The following is a 13,657-nucleotide window of genomic DNA, read 5'->3' as shown; positions in this document are numbered from 1 at the left end:
GATTGGTAGGGGAAAATTAACACAAAGTGCCCGTCCTTGGGCAAAAACCTTGGCGGGCGAATTGGCCTATTGTAGTTCCTTTTTGCCTTTCCTTTAAAAGTTTGAAGAATGAGCGGTAGTTTCTCTCCACGATTTTCATGGTTTGCTGGGCAACTTGGCTTGGCAATAATTTGTAGGGGATGCTGTTTTTGACCAAGTGATAGGCTTTAACGAATGGTAGGAATGAACCGTTCAACTCGTAGTGTTGCCTAGTCACGTAGAGGGTGAGGTTGTACAAGTCTTTGGATAAGTGAGTTAAAGTGCGAAGGAGTTTGTAAGTCTTCTTGTCCACTCGTAAGTGATTCTTTTGCGTTAAGTACATTGACATCACTCATTACTATGCAGCAGAGTAAAAAGTATTTAAGTCTTTCGGTGTTTGCTTTTAGAGTGCTTGCACCCCCTCCCTCTCGGAAGGAGTCTTCACAAAGAAGGTAATCCTAAGAAAATACCAAGATATCATGTTATTTCTCAATATTTAAAGCCAAGAATATTATCCATGCATTTATAAAAACTGCTCCCAGAAGTTCTGGAATTGCAAGCCCTTTGAATACTTCAGTAAGATACAACATAACAAAGAACACTGTTACACTTCCAAGAACCCATAGAAATCCAGATTTCATGCCTCTCTTAATCATTTTTAGACCACCATAAAAAATATCCGCAAAAATAAACAAGTAAAATGCAACTGCAAAAAGGGAGTGTGGACTATACTCTTCGGGGAAAATCCCCACAAAGATTAAACATGACATTCCAATCAGAAACAGAGGAGTAGTTAACTTTCTTCTAGCAGTTTCAATTCCAAACAAAAGCCCAAAAGAGCCAACGAGAATCATTAAAGAGTTAAATACATAAGATATTGGATTATGAATAGAGCCCATATCACTTAGAGCATTCTCAGTAAAAGAAAACCAAGGGTTTAGATAGATCACTACGCCAAGACCACCAAACGTAAAAATTGGAAGCAAAAGGCCTAAGATTTTCAGCCACTTGGTCATTGTCACTCCCTTTCTTTAGATCTTCGTTAAAAATAACCCTTTATAACTAGACAACTCTCATGATAGCATCAAGAGATTTTCTTCTTCTCCTTGGGGCAATTTTCTCACTAGGATAACCAACAGGGATTAACCCAACAAGATACCAGTTATCTTCTAAGCCTGCCATCTCCCTAAGTTCCTTCTGATACTTATCAAAACTTGTTACTCCAATGTAACATGTTCCAAGGCCCAGCTCAACAGCTTTGAGCATGAGATTTTCTATTGCACCTGCAGCACTCTCTATAGCCCATATAAATTCCAATTGACTATATCTACTATCTTTCAAAATCCCTATTCTCTTATCAATGAAAACCCCAATATACATAGGGGCTTTATACATCCCATTTTCAAGTATCTTTGACTTTAGCTTCTCAAGTTTTTCTTCTGGTAATCCTTGCGCTTGATAATATTCAATGTGAGATTCAAACATTATTTCATGAATTCTTTTTCTTGCTTGCTCACTTTTATAAATTACAAAGAGCCAATTTTCCAGAGCACTTGCAGTTGGTGCTCTTATTGCTGCCTCTATAAGGGATTTTATCTTTTCTTCTTCAACCTCCCTATTATCATAATACCTTATGGACACTCTTTTGGATATCGCTTCTTTTAGTTCCATGAGCTTCACCGAAAAGAATAGAATCTCTCAAGTTAAGATATTTTCGATAGAACAAGAAGTGGCGAAGAAATTAAAATGTTGAAAGGCGTTTAACCGCCACCAATTCTCATTTCAAACTCTTCTACTGGAACTTTAAAGTCTTCTCTGGCTGTTATGTCGCCTCTGTTAAAGAGAACCTCTCTAGCCAGCACCCAGTAAATAAGAGCTAGTGCTTTTCTTCCTTTATTGTTTGTTGGTATTGCTAGGTCAACATAACTTAACAAGTTCTCAGTGTCTACAAGAGCGACTATTGGGATTCCAACATCAATTGCCTCTTTCATAGCTTGGTGATCTGCCCTTGGATCTGTAACCACAAGGACATCTGGCTCAAAGAAATTCTTGACTAATGGGTTTGTCATCGTTCCTGGGAGAAATCTTCCAGGTATTGATCTTGCTCCTGTAATTTCTCCAAACTTTTTAACTGGTTTCTGACCATATAGCCTAACACTTACTGCCAATATTCTCTCAGGATCAAACTTTGCAAGGAACTTACCTGCTGCCCTAAGTCTTTCGTCTGTCTTTCTGACATCAAGCACATAAAGGCCATCTTGCCTGACTCTGTATATAAAGCGCTTCATATCTTTTGTCTTCTGCTGTGTTCCAATGTGAACACCTGCAGCTAGATATTGATCAAGTGGAACTAAATATTCCTCCATCTTTCTTCACCCCTCAAATGTTATTATCCTTCCTCTTTCACCCAAATCCTCCGCTATCCTAATAAGCTCGTTTATTTTAATAAGAGAACTCTCTTGGAGCATTATGGCGGGGCACTTAAAGCCCACTGCTAAGTGGGACAACGCTTCATCAGCAGACTCATATTTTGCTTCAGCCAATATTGGAGCTATCCTTTCAGACTTAACATCATTAATCAAATTGTAAAGATCTGTGAGAGTTCCTAAGTTAATTGGTTTAATTGAAAGAGCATTGTAATATCTTCTATCAAGTATGTCCTTTGTTTTGAAGAGATATTCCCCATCAATAAATACTCCATGAGTCCCAGCTATAAGTTCAAGGAAAAGTTCTTCCTCTCCTAACGGCTTAATGTAAGCAATATTATAATCCTCAACCGCTTGGAGTACCTCTTCAATTTTCATCTCTCTCTTTTGTATCAATCCCAGTGCAACTTCAAGCCCCAGTTCATCACTTGCTACTTCTGAAGCCCTTGAAAGTTCTTCTAAACTGATTCCTTTACTGTTCTCTTTAATTTTCACCATAGCATCAATTACATCGGAGATCTCCATTAAATCCCTCACAAGCACAATGTACTCAAAATTATCATCTTCAGCAAATTTAAGCATTGGAACTGGGAGCTCAGTAGTAAAAGTCCCTCCAACGTAACTATACAGGGGCACTTTTTTCACGTTCGCCGCGGCCTTTGCAACAGCTACTGAAACTGCTAAAGCTGTGTTGGCACCAATATGGCTTAAGTCCTCAGTCCCATCTATTTCCCAAAGATAAGAGTCTATAAGCTCTTGTTCTTGAGAATCAAAGCCAATTAACTCTGGACCAATTATTTCATCAACTTCACTCACAGCTCTGTGTGCCTCCACGATATATAAGGAGGGATTTTCATCAATAGGGGCTGCAAATCTCCCAAAGCCGGAAGTAGTAATGACATCAATCTCAACAGAGTATTTGCCACCTTTAAGGACTGAGATTCTACCAACTACATTTTCAATTACTGTCATCGGATCACCTAACTAGGCCTTATAACGGTTATTGGGATTATCCCTTTTTCAAACTCTACTATTGCAGCGTCCAACGGGCTTGCTCCTTCTGGAATATTAATTAACACTGGTGCACCCATAGCTATCTGCAACGCCCTTGCACCTATAATCCTCGCCTTTTCAAATCTTGTATATCTAAACATCACATATCACCCATGCAAATTTTGGTGGGGCCGCCGGGATTTGAACCCGGGTCTCCGGCACCCCAAGCCGGGAGGATGGACCAAGCTACCCCACGGCCCCTCCAAAGAAATGTGGTTGTTTTAGTACACCCTATAATGCATGATCTCATCTATGAGTTCAACATGACTTAGGAGCATTCTTCTACAGCAATATCTTTCAAGTCCAAGATCATCAAGGACTTTCTCTGGATCTTCTCCTTTTTCAACACGCTCTTTGAATATGTAATACTTATCTCCAATCACCTTTCCACAGGTGAAACATCTCACGGGAACTATCAAACGAACCACCTTTTTAGTTTTTAGATTTAAGGAAATTTTAAAGGGAATCAACGATAACTCTTTTGCCTTTTTGCTCTTGGACCTTTTGTGGAGCGGTTTGGTTTGTGCGGCTCTGTTCTTCTTGAATCACCAACAAGCATAGTCCTATCGTACTTCATAAACTTTTCTTTGAGGTTCATGTCCCCAGTCCACTCTACTAATGCTCTTGCTATTGCAATTCTGGCTGCTTCAGCTTGTCCCATAAAGCCTCCACCTTCAACCTTAACATCAATATCCACTTTACTCAATATCTCTTCTCCAGCAAGAACTAATGGCTCCATTATTGTGAATCTGGCTATTTCTGGTTCAAGTATCTCAACGGGCTTGTGGTTAACTCTCACTCTGCCCTTTCCTTCCCTTATAGTAGCTCTCGCAACTGCACTTTTTCTTTTTCCTGCGGTTTGAATTATCCTCATTATCATCACCTCAGAATTTTCCACCAAGGAACTTAGCAACCTCTCCAACGGTCACATATTTAGGAGTTTTAATCCTTGACATGTGGGCTTCAATTATTGTCTCAAACTCCTTACCCTCGAACTCTTTTGGGACTCCTGCATATACTTTAAGCCTCTTAAATGCTTTTCGTCCTCTCTCTGTCTTCCATGGAAGCATTCCTCTGATGGTTCTCCTAACTAGTTCGTCACTTCTTTTTGGATAGAATGGCCCTTTTCTCGGATTTGTTCTTGTCCTGAGTTCTGTCCTTTGCTTATACTTTTCAAAGATAAACTCCCTGTTCCCAGTGATTATTGCCTTCTCCGCATTGACAATAATGATCTCCTCTCCTTCAAGGAGCATTTTTGCAACTTTTGATGCAAGTCTCCCAAGGATTAACCCTTCAGCATTAATAATTCTCATGGCTCATCACTCCATTATGATTACTCCACTACCTTTTGGGTTTCTCTCGACGAGATCTTCAATTGCTATCGCTTCCCCACCAGCTTGGAGAATCTTTTCTTTTGCTTTTTCACTGAACTTCCATGCTGCCACAATGACCTTATGATCTAATGTCCCAGCTCCAAGAACACTTCCAGGCACTATTACAATGTCTCCTTCCTTTGTATGCCTATTTATTCTGCTAAGATTTACTTCAGCTCTTTGTCTTCTTGGCCTCTCTAAGCGCCAAGCTACATCCTTCCATATCTTAACATCCTCTTCATTTGACTTCTTTCTTAGATAGCGAATGAGTCTTCTCAAATTAATATCAGTTGGACCAGTCCTCTTCATGAGCATTCCTCCTTTCCTACTTCTCGCACCAAGGGACGGGGTGATCATCATGGTGCGGGGGCGGGGATTTGAACCCCGGAACCCCTACGGGACGGGACCCTAAATCCCGCGCCTTTGGCCAGGCTCGGCAACCCCCGCGCTATTCGGCTAATTTATGAAGCTCGTTTATAAATTTATCGCTCTTTCTCATTAGAATTTTAAGTGCTAAGCTTACAATTTCCTCAACAGGGAGTTCTCCGTTACTTTCCACTGTAAAGACAAATGTATTGGGGATTACCTTTTCTTTTATTTTGTTCTCAATGTACTGCTCAAATTCCCTTGGAATGTAAAAGCTTGTTATTGTAGTTAGTATTAGTTCATCCTCAGTCTCTTCAATGGGAAGCTTTTTCCTTTTTGCAATTTCCTTAATCTTTTCCCAATTTGGAATTTCTTTACTTACATGAACTTTTGTTAAGTATTTATAGTAAGCAAATCCCGGTTGCCATTTGACATGATCCTTTCCTTTCCCTAATTTTGCATATGCATTAAAAACTAACCGTTGCCCCTCTGCGAGTTTTACTATAGGAATATTTGGAGTCACTGGCCTTACATCAGGATCATCACTCTTCAAATCACCTGAATACACTATAGCCGGACCCTCAGCTTCTAAACTTAGAGTAACAGTGTAATCCTCTAACTCCATGCTATCCAATTCAAATCTATCAAAGGGGGTTGTTAGAGGAATCAGTGCTAGTCTATGAGCTATTATCTCATCAAAAAGGGCTGAATCATTTTCATAGAACTCTACTTCATCGATCGCAAAAGTTGGAACTTCTCCTAGGATAGTTCTCCTAAGCGCATTTGCAAATGCAACATCCACTCCTTCTAAAATAAAACGGATTGCATCATCTCTTTTTTCAAGAACCTTTATTTGCATTTTTCTCACCAAAAAAGAGGTTTTAAGGAAAAAATCAAACTCTTCTTCCTCTTCTACCGCCTTTTGGCCTTGTACCATCGTGCGGTATGGGTGTAGCATCCTCTACTCTTCCTATTCTAAGACCTGCTCTTGCAAGTGCTCTAATTGCTGCTTGAGCACCGGGACCTGGGTTTTTACTTCTACTTCCTCCAGGAGCTCTAACTTTTATATGAACTCCAGTTATGCCCTTTTCAATAGCCTCTTCTGCTGCCCTCCTAGCAGCAATCATTGCTGCATAGGGTGATGATTCATCTCTGTCTGCCTTAACTACCATCCCACCGCTCCATTTTGAAATAGTCTCAGCTCCAGTTAGATCTGTTATGTGAATAATTGTGTTATTGTAAGAGGCATAGATGTGGGCTACGCCCCATTTTTCTTTTTTCTTTATATTAACAACTTGTTGTTCCTCACTCATTGTGCCTCACCCTTCTGAGCCTCTTCAATCATCATTCTTTCAGGATGTTGAGAATTCGCAAATGGTGATGCTCTTGAATATGTTATCCCGGTTTCTTCCTCTTTGAGTACTAAGTAACTTGGTGATCTAATTACTTGGCCATTTACCTCAATATGTCCGTGAACAATTAGCTGTCTTGCTTGTTTGATTGTCCTTGCCAGACCTTTTTTGAATACCAATGTTTGAAGCCTTCTCCCAAGAATATCATCTATTGTAAGTGAAAGAACATCATCAAGGTGTGCTCCTTCTGGAAGCATACCAAGTCTCACAAGTCTCTGAAGAAGCTGAGCCCTCTCAATCTCTGCCTGTTTTCCTCTCGCAGCTAGTAAACGCCTGGCTCTTCTTCTAAAGTTCTTGAGTTGGGTTTCGTGCTTCCATAGCTCCTTTTTATTTTTAAGAGCATATTTTTGAACCAATACCCTCTCTCTATCAAGCCTTTCTTTAATCCATGGATGAGAGGGAGTTTCATACCTTTTCCTTTGTCTTTTTGGATCTCCCATTTATACCACCTCACTTCTTCCTTCTGCTAACACCAAGTGTAGAACCTCTTCTAAAGTTCGACTTAGTCCTTTGTCCTCTTAGTGGCAGACCAAGCTCATGCCTGATACCTCTGTAAGCCCTGATTCTCCTGAGCCTATTAACATCCTCACGCCATGCCATGACGAGTTTTGCCCCAGTAAGATGTAGATCCCTTCCACTTTCGTAATCTTTAGGTCTGTTAAGTATCCATCCAGGAATACCATGCTTTCCAGGATCTTCAAGAACTGCTTCAATAGCCTTTACTTGCTCTTCTGTAAGATAACCCGCTTTCATCTTTGGATCTAAACCTGCAACCTTGCATATTATTGTTGCAAAGTTTACACCTATTCCTTTGATCCCAGTAAGGGCCAATCTAAGTTGTTTGTGGCCATCTATATCAACATTTGCTACACGCACGATATGTCTAAAGTCAGCCATTATAATCACACCTCCATATCTCAATCCTTTAAAGAGGATTTTGGCGCCGGGACGGGGATTTGAACCCCGGCGGGCAAACGCCCACGGGCTCTCAAGGCCCGCGCCATCCCAGGCTAGGCTATCCCGGCATACACTCTAAAGCCCGAGCCCTTCGCAAGTTCAACCACTTCTTTAAAGCTCTCCTCCATTAAAGTCTTAATATATTTTGCGCCTTGATTAGTGCGAATTACAATTTGAAGTAATCCTCCATCGTAGAGATGAAGGGGTGCATTTATAACTATTTCCCTCAACACATCCTTACCTGCATGTACTGGAGGGTTTGTAATTATGCTATGAAACTTTTCATCTGTGACGGGTTCATAAAGATAACCCCATCTTACCTCGGCATTCTTAATGTTATTGATTTTTAAGTTTTTCTTCGCTATGTTCACAGCCCTCCTATTAACATCCGTCATTACAACCCGCTTCACAAATTTAGAGACAACTATACCAATAACACCATATCCACAACCGAGATCAAGCACTTCCCAGTCTTTATCTAACACTGCACTCTCTATTAGGAGTTGGGTCCCTCTATCAAGCTTTCCAAAGGAGAAAACACCGCTAGCAGTGATGAATTTAAAATACTCCCCTCTAATAAATACTTCAATCATTTTAGTTTTCAGTGGTACTTGTGGTTCTTTAGAGTAATAATGGCTCATGATCGAAGGTTAGCAAAGGAGTTTATAAATCTAAGTGGGAGAAAAGAAAACAAACTACCACATTTTCGGATACCAATCTCGTGGCATAAATACCTTTTCAACATCTACTGCAATCCCTTTTGCCCTAGTTAACATATCTTGAGTGCTCATTTTTGCTTTCCCTAATGCCACAAGCTCATCTTTGAGAGTCATTATTGCAATTAAATCACCTGGCTTGATACCTTTATGAAGCCTCACTATGCCTGGAACTGCTAAATCAGCACCATAGGTAACCGCTGCTACTGCTGAATCCCTAATCCAAACTTTAGGTAAATGTTCTACTGCCTTTTCCATTGGTTGAATTGCATTTCTAAAGTAATTCTCAATCCCATCATCTTTCCAGAAATGATAAGCATCTATCAAATCATGAAGGCTTACAAGTGTCTCATCTTCTCGGAAAGGCCCACTTCTGCTTCTTCTAAGTTCAGCCATATGTGCCCCAACACCTAAAGCCAGGCCCAAGTGATGAATTAGAGAACGTATGTAAGTACCTGCTTCAACACCGACCCTAAAAAGAACATCTTTACCATCAATCTCTAAAACTTCAATATAGTAAACTTTTCTAGTCCTTAATCTCCTTTTAACAGCACTCCTTAATGGCGGTCTTTGAATTATCTCTCCTTCAAATTCCCTCATGACAGCTCTTATCTTATCCTCTGAAACATTCCCATGAAGATGCATTAAAGCAATATATTCTTTTCCTGCAGGTAAAAGGGCCTGTACAACTCTAGTAGCCCTTTCAAGAGCTACTGGTAAAACTCCCGTAACTTTTGGATCGAGAGTTCCCCCATGACCAGCTTTTTGAAGATTAAGCAATTTCTTAATCCATGCCACAACCTCGTGGCTAGTTGGACCAGGAGGCTTGTCAAGATTTATCACACCAAACTGGAGATGAAGTTCAATAGGTCTCTTATCTGGAGGACATCCCCACTTTGGATTGGTCTCAGCATTCTCGTCCTTTATAACAACCTCTCTCTTGAGATCAGCAGGAAGTACAAGCTCTCGCTTTTTCCTTTTCTTAGCCATTCTCCTCACCTACAAAAAATTGAAAGAGATGGTTATAAATCTTTAGAATATCCCCCATCATAATTCTTACCCCACTTTATGGGAGACTTTCTTCCTGACCCCTTCCTTGTCCGGAAGGGGGGATTCCTCTCGGGAGTCATAGCCCTCAATCACTCCATCCCCACCCTAAAGAACGAGACTTTCAAGAAGCACTCTGAAGCACTTCTTCTAGGAATGAGAAAAACTAAGAAAGCCTTCTTAAACCGATTTTCCTTTTAGAGCATATACAAGATGTCATATGAATGACTTGGATATGTATAGTAAGCATGTTTTAGATCTTTAGCTGTTAGGCCCAGTTTAATTGCAAGAGCAAAGATATTCATAATTTCCTCTGCATTTTGACCAAGCAAATGTGCCCCAAGAATTCTATTTCCTTCTCCGATTAGAATCTCATAACATGAATACTTTTGATTTATTCTAATGGAGTTGTACCATTTTGAGGTATCACCTTTTTTTATGACGAATTTGAGGCCTTTTTTTCTAGCCTCCTCTTCCTTTAAGCCAACCGAGGCCATTGGAGGGATTGTAAAGACTACCGTAGGTATTGCAGTATAGTTAATTTTCACATGGTTTCCTTCGATAATATTGCTTGCAGCTATACTTCCCTCTACCGCTGCAACTGGTGTCAATGGTAAACCACCTTTGGCACAATCTCCAGCAGCATAAATAGTTTCATTCGTTGTTTGCATATACTCATTCACTTTTATTCCTCTTTTATCATACTCAACTCCAGCTTCATCTAGTCCAAGATTATTTATATTGGGAACCCTACCAGCCCCATGGACCACAAGATCAGCTTCAAAATCACCTTGGGGGGTTTTCACAACAAATACTTCCTCTTTTTTCTTTACTTCTTTCACAGGAGCGTTAGTTATAACATTTATACCAGCATCTTCAGTAGCTTTGAGAAGGATATCCACTATATAAGGCTCAAAGTTCTTCAGGGGCCTCTCACTTCTATGAAGTATTATCACAGAAGTTCCAGCGCGTGCTGCTAAATGTGCAAATTCAAATGATATGTACCCCCCACCGATGAAAACTATCCTCTCCGGCAACTCATCAAGTTCAAGAAATTCATCACTGGTTATAACATACTCCTCCCCCGGAATGTTGAGTTCTCTCGGCTTTGCACCAGTTGCTATCAGAAATTTGTCAGATATTATAACATCCCCATTAACTTGTATCCTATCTTTATCTATAAACTGAGCTCTCCCATGAATTGTTTCAATCCCTGCCTTTTTGAGAGCATTTTCCATCTTTTCTGGAAAATCTTTAGTCCATTCTCTCTTAAAGGCCATGAGCTTTTTCCAGTTTATGTGTACTTTTCCTTCAATACCTTTGTCGTTCATTCTCTTAATCCAATCTACAAGTTCGGCTCCCCCAATGAGAATTTTCTTTGGGTCACAACCCCTAAGAGCACATGTTCCACCAAAGGGTCTCTCGTCAACAATAGCAACACTCAAGCCAGCCTTTGCAAACTTATAAACAGCAGAAGAACCAGCTACACCAGTTCCAATAACAACTACATCAAACTTTCTCATCTTTTTCATCCCACACTATCTTAACACCCTTCCAAAAGGCAATATAACCCTGGATTGTGTTTGCTGCTTCTTTAGGATTTGGATAATACCATGCAGCATCTTCATTTACCTCCTCTCCCACAACAACATGATAGTAGCTTGCTTCTCCTTTCCATGAACATGTTGTATGAGTGGAGCTTTTTCGGAGGAATTCCTTTCTCACAGTGTCTGGTGGAAAATAGACATTGCCTTCCAAAAGAATAACTTCGTCTCTTTTAGCCTCAGCAATAATTTCTCCATTCCAAATAGCTTTAACCATTTCATTCATCTCCAATGTAAACTTTGCATGAATTGTTAAGTAAGTTTTTATTCCCAAATGAGAAATTTAAGAAGAGAAAGTTTACAACGTGAAAAAGGGAATGGGCAAATCGCCCGAAATCACTAAAGACTTATTCCAGCCTGCTCAAGAGCAGCCTTAACAACTTCGTCCTCAGCACCGCGCTCAATGGCAATCTTTTCTGGAAGAGGCTCAAGGTGCTTTATGTTCATCCTTCTTCTCTTAACCTTGTTAAAGCCAGCACCAGTCACAAGGACGAAGTTTTTGTCAATTATATCCACAACAACTACTTTTTGCCCAGCTCTTCGTCCAGCAATAACAACAGCTAATCTTCCAATGTCAATTGCAGGCATTCATCCCACCTCCACTATTTTTATTTCCCCGTGTCACCATCGGGGTACAGGTGGTCGATGGCGGCCTTCACAATTTTGAAGACCCCATCGGGACCCCATTTAGCAGTATTAATCGTTAAGTCATAAATCGAGAGGTCGTTAATGTCGACTCCATATAGGTTTAAATATCTTTTTCTATTCTGCATTTCCCTTTCAGCAATTTGCATGAAAGCTTCTTCAACACTTACACCTTCTCTTCTTGCTACGCGTTGGGCCCTCACTTGAATTGGTGCATCAAGCCATATTTTTAAGTCAGCTGTCTTTACCATCCACCCTGCTAGACGACCTTCTATGACAACATTGCACTCTTTTGCAGCCTCTACTTGCCTCTTGTCAACTTCTCTATCTATTTCGGGGTGCATTTCTGCATATTCTTGGAATTCTTGTAGGCTCATACCTCTCTCTTTTGCCATTTGGCGAAAGATCAAGCCTGCGTAGATATGCTTAAATCCGTAATATTTAGCTAAGTTTTTGCATAGAGTGGTTGTACCGCTTCCCGCCAAGCCGCTTACTGTTATTACTAGACATCCCTTTGACATATTTCATCACTTATTCAACCTAATAATTTTAAAGAGCAGCTCTTACCTGGGCTTTTATAACCCTGCGCATACAGGTTGGACAAAGATTTGGCATTGGTCTCTCTGGTCTCTTCTTTGTTTTGGGCAATTTCCTGAGTTCACTAGGTCTTCCCCTAGGAACCCCATTGAGGGGCTTTCCACAAATTGCACAGTGTGCTGCCTTTGGTTTCTTCCTCTCAAAGTGTATTACAGTCCTCCCTCCAGGAGTCCTAACGTATTTCCTTCTCCATGATCTTGATCTGTACATTGGCTTCATATCTCTCCACCTCGCTTAGCTTTTTTGCAGAGTATTTTTAAATTTAACTAAACTGAATCAAGTAGTTTTCTCAATACCTGACCAACAGCCATTGAAGTTAGGATATACCATCCAATGTAGCCAAGCTCGTTGGCCTGAAGAGATGAATGATAGAACCCATGGAACAAATCAAAGAGGAAAAAGTTGAAGGGTGACTTTACAATTGCAGTCTCAACGTACCATCTCCTCATCCAGCCAAAGAAGATAAAGAATATCGGCATTGTGAAGAGCATTGGCTTAAACATCGAGTCTTTCATAACCTCGTTTTGGAGCTTTAGTAGTTCCATTTGTTTTTGCTGTAACTTTCTTAGTTTCTTTTCATCTTTTGCTTTTTGAGCTTCTTTCCACTCCTTTTGGAACTCCTTGCTCATCTTTTGAAGTCTCTTCATTTTCTCTTGGTCAATTAAAAAGTGATTTACTAAGGTGAAAAATCCACCAAGTATGGCACCTGAAATTGTTACTACCCACATTGGATGAGCATTCATTACCAACGGCCCGAACAACTTATCCAGAGCCAAATAAATTCCCTCAAGCATCTTCTTCCACCGCCAGATCCAGTATTTTTACCAACTCATTAACAGCTTCTTCCAAACCTTTGTCTTCATGATTCTCAATTATCTTTATAAGTGCATTGGAATGCATTGCATAGCTGATTGCAGCAGCCCTATTTAAATCTTGGTGTCTTTGAATTTGCTCTTCAGTTTCAACATCCCTGTCTCTTTTTAGATCTCTCAAACGTCTGCCAAGTATCTCACTTGGATTAGCCTCTATTATGACCATAAACTTTGGATTTATGACCTCAATAACTTCTTTTGGAAATCCTAACATGTAACCTAGAGGAGTCTTAATTGTAGCATGTGTATCAAGTAATACTGGTTCTTTTCGAGATATTTCTAAGATTCTTTGAGCTGCTTTTAATTGAAGCTCTCTCTGGGTTTTTAAACTTAATCTCCTCATTTCATCTCTATGGGAAACTAAATTAGCCCTAACTGCCTCCTCAAACATTATGTCTCCAAAGTTAATAACCCTAAACCTTGCTCGAGTCCTCTGCAAAGCCAGTCGTGTGATTGTACTTTTTCCTACTCCCGGAATCCCTGTAATAACCACTACAAACGGCATTTTATATCACCCTGATGAAAACTCGCGCTCCAAACACTACAAAGAGAAATTGGTTTATAAGGTTTT

23 protein-coding genes and 3 tRNA genes are annotated in these 13,657 nt (G+C 40.2%); all 26 read right to left on the bottom strand.

Annotation, left to right across the window (positions count from 1 at the left end; all coding sequences use genetic code 11):
• Positions 1-16: 16 nt before the first annotated feature.
• The 26 genes from K1720_RS04830 to K1720_RS04705 all read right to left on the bottom strand — a co-directional run bounded on the left by K1720_RS04830 (position 17) and on the right by K1720_RS04705 (position 13,591).
• Positions 17-367 carry a hypothetical protein gene (locus K1720_RS04830; RefSeq protein WP_251950335.1) on the bottom strand — a complete coding sequence of 117 codons (351 nt, stop codon included), beginning with the start codon at positions 365-367 and terminating at the stop codon, positions 17-19.
• A 133-nt stretch (positions 368-500) separates the two neighbouring features.
• Positions 501-1,034 (bottom strand): DUF998 domain-containing protein, encoded by a 534-nt coding sequence (locus tag K1720_RS04825; RefSeq protein WP_251950334.1) that lies wholly within the window; start codon positions 1,032-1,034, stop codon positions 501-503.
• Between the two features lie 46 nt (positions 1,035-1,080).
• Positions 1,081-1,689 carry a nitroreductase family protein gene (locus tag K1720_RS04820; protein ID WP_251950332.1) on the bottom strand — a complete coding sequence of 203 codons (609 nt, stop codon included), beginning with the start codon at positions 1,687-1,689 and terminating at the stop codon, positions 1,081-1,083.
• A gap of 89 nt (positions 1,690-1,778) precedes the next feature.
• Complete coding sequence (rpsB, locus tag K1720_RS04815) at positions 1,779-2,384, bottom strand: 30S ribosomal protein S2 (protein WP_251950330.1); 606 nt, start codon at positions 2,382-2,384, stop codon at positions 1,779-1,781.
• Positions 2,385-2,390: 6 nt separating this feature from the next.
• Entirely contained in the window at positions 2,391-3,416 is a 1,026-nt protein-coding gene (locus K1720_RS04810) for a hypothetical protein (protein ID WP_251950328.1), read from the bottom strand.
• 8 nt (positions 3,417-3,424) lie between these two features.
• Positions 3,425-3,598: a DNA-directed RNA polymerase subunit K gene (locus K1720_RS04805; protein WP_055282413.1), complete on the bottom strand. Its 174-nt coding sequence runs from the start codon at positions 3,596-3,598 to the stop codon at positions 3,425-3,427.
• 22 nt (positions 3,599-3,620) lie between these two features.
• Positions 3,621-3,698 (bottom strand) — tRNA-Pro (locus tag K1720_RS04800).
• Between the two features lie 20 nt (positions 3,699-3,718).
• Positions 3,719-3,916: a DNA-directed RNA polymerase subunit N gene (locus K1720_RS04795; protein WP_055282415.1), complete on the bottom strand. Its 198-nt coding sequence runs from the start codon at positions 3,914-3,916 to the stop codon at positions 3,719-3,721.
• Between the two features lie 47 nt (positions 3,917-3,963).
• The gene (locus tag K1720_RS04790) at positions 3,964-4,371 is read right to left on the bottom strand and encodes a 30S ribosomal protein S9 (RefSeq protein WP_251950326.1); all 408 of its coding nucleotides are present in this window, start codon (positions 4,369-4,371) and stop codon (positions 3,964-3,966) included.
• A gap of 10 nt (positions 4,372-4,381) precedes the next feature.
• Positions 4,382-4,810 carry a 50S ribosomal protein L13 gene (rplM, locus tag K1720_RS04785; protein ID WP_055282419.1) on the bottom strand — a complete coding sequence of 143 codons (429 nt, stop codon included), beginning with the start codon at positions 4,808-4,810 and terminating at the stop codon, positions 4,382-4,384.
• 6 nt (positions 4,811-4,816) lie between these two features.
• Positions 4,817-5,179 carry a 50S ribosomal protein L18e gene (locus K1720_RS04780; protein WP_055282539.1) on the bottom strand — a complete coding sequence of 121 codons (363 nt, stop codon included), beginning with the start codon at positions 5,177-5,179 and terminating at the stop codon, positions 4,817-4,819.
• 50 nt (positions 5,180-5,229) lie between these two features.
• Positions 5,230-5,317 (bottom strand) — tRNA-Leu (locus K1720_RS04775).
• A gap of 1 nt (position 5,318) precedes the next feature.
• Complete coding sequence (locus tag K1720_RS04770) at positions 5,319-6,104, bottom strand: DNA-directed RNA polymerase subunit D (protein WP_251950324.1); 786 nt, start codon at positions 6,102-6,104, stop codon at positions 5,319-5,321.
• A 25-nt stretch (positions 6,105-6,129) separates the two neighbouring features.
• Positions 6,130-6,549, bottom strand: a complete 420-nt coding sequence (locus tag K1720_RS04765) for a 30S ribosomal protein S11 (protein ID WP_055282422.1) — start codon at positions 6,547-6,549, stop codon at positions 6,130-6,132.
• Positions 6,546-7,088 (bottom strand): 30S ribosomal protein S4, encoded by a 543-nt coding sequence (locus K1720_RS04760; protein ID WP_251950322.1) that lies wholly within the window; start codon positions 7,086-7,088, stop codon positions 6,546-6,548. The genes K1720_RS04765 and K1720_RS04760 overlap by 4 nt, the downstream gene beginning before the upstream one ends.
• 10 nt (positions 7,089-7,098) lie before the next feature.
• A complete protein-coding gene (locus K1720_RS04755) occupies positions 7,099-7,545 on the bottom strand; it encodes a 30S ribosomal protein S13 (protein WP_167887709.1) in 447 nt (148 codons plus the stop codon).
• 41 nt (positions 7,546-7,586) lie between these two features.
• Positions 7,587-7,673, bottom strand: a tRNA-Ser gene (locus K1720_RS04750).
• A complete protein-coding gene (locus tag K1720_RS04745) occupies positions 7,659-8,246 on the bottom strand; it encodes a class I SAM-dependent methyltransferase (RefSeq protein WP_251950320.1) in 588 nt (195 codons plus the stop codon). Before K1720_RS04745 ends, K1720_RS04750 begins: the two co-directional genes overlap by 15 nt.
• A 54-nt stretch (positions 8,247-8,300) precedes the next feature.
• Positions 8,301-9,311, bottom strand: a complete 1,011-nt coding sequence (locus tag K1720_RS04740; protein WP_251950318.1) for an RNA-guided pseudouridylation complex pseudouridine synthase subunit Cbf5 — start codon at positions 9,309-9,311, stop codon at positions 8,301-8,303.
• A gap of 254 nt (positions 9,312-9,565) precedes the next feature.
• Entirely contained in the window at positions 9,566-10,891 is a 1,326-nt protein-coding gene (locus K1720_RS04735) for a dihydrolipoyl dehydrogenase family protein (protein WP_251950316.1), read from the bottom strand.
• On the bottom strand, positions 10,878-11,189 hold the full coding sequence (locus tag K1720_RS04730; protein ID WP_251950314.1) for a DUF427 domain-containing protein: 312 nt from the start codon (positions 11,187-11,189) through the stop codon (positions 10,878-10,880). Before K1720_RS04730 ends, K1720_RS04735 begins: the two co-directional genes overlap by 14 nt.
• A gap of 122 nt (positions 11,190-11,311) precedes the next feature.
• Positions 11,312-11,560 (bottom strand): 50S ribosomal protein L14e, encoded by a 249-nt coding sequence (locus K1720_RS04725; protein ID WP_251950312.1) that lies wholly within the window; start codon positions 11,558-11,560, stop codon positions 11,312-11,314.
• Between the two features lie 20 nt (positions 11,561-11,580).
• The gene (gene cmk, locus K1720_RS04720; RefSeq protein WP_251950310.1) at positions 11,581-12,138 is read right to left on the bottom strand and encodes a (d)CMP kinase; all 558 of its coding nucleotides are present in this window, start codon (positions 12,136-12,138) and stop codon (positions 11,581-11,583) included.
• Positions 12,139-12,166: 28 nt separating this feature from the next.
• The gene (locus tag K1720_RS04715) at positions 12,167-12,433 is read right to left on the bottom strand and encodes a 50S ribosomal protein L34e (protein ID WP_251950308.1); all 267 of its coding nucleotides are present in this window, start codon (positions 12,431-12,433) and stop codon (positions 12,167-12,169) included.
• Between the two features lie 47 nt (positions 12,434-12,480).
• Positions 12,481-13,008: a DUF106 domain-containing protein gene (locus K1720_RS04710; protein WP_055282443.1), complete on the bottom strand. Its 528-nt coding sequence runs from the start codon at positions 13,006-13,008 to the stop codon at positions 12,481-12,483.
• Complete coding sequence (locus K1720_RS04705) at positions 13,001-13,591, bottom strand: adenylate kinase (protein ID WP_055282445.1); 591 nt, start codon at positions 13,589-13,591, stop codon at positions 13,001-13,003. Before K1720_RS04705 ends, K1720_RS04710 begins: the two co-directional genes overlap by 8 nt.
• Positions 13,592-13,657 lie beyond the last annotated feature (66 nt).

Origin of the sequence: Thermococcus argininiproducens, assembly GCF_023746595.1 — an archaeon.
Classification (GTDB): Archaea; Methanobacteriota_B; Thermococci; order Thermococcales; family Thermococcaceae; genus Thermococcus_A; species Thermococcus_A argininiproducens.
Note: the sequence above shows the minus strand (reverse complement) of the source record. Positions and strands in the feature narration are given on the sequence as shown.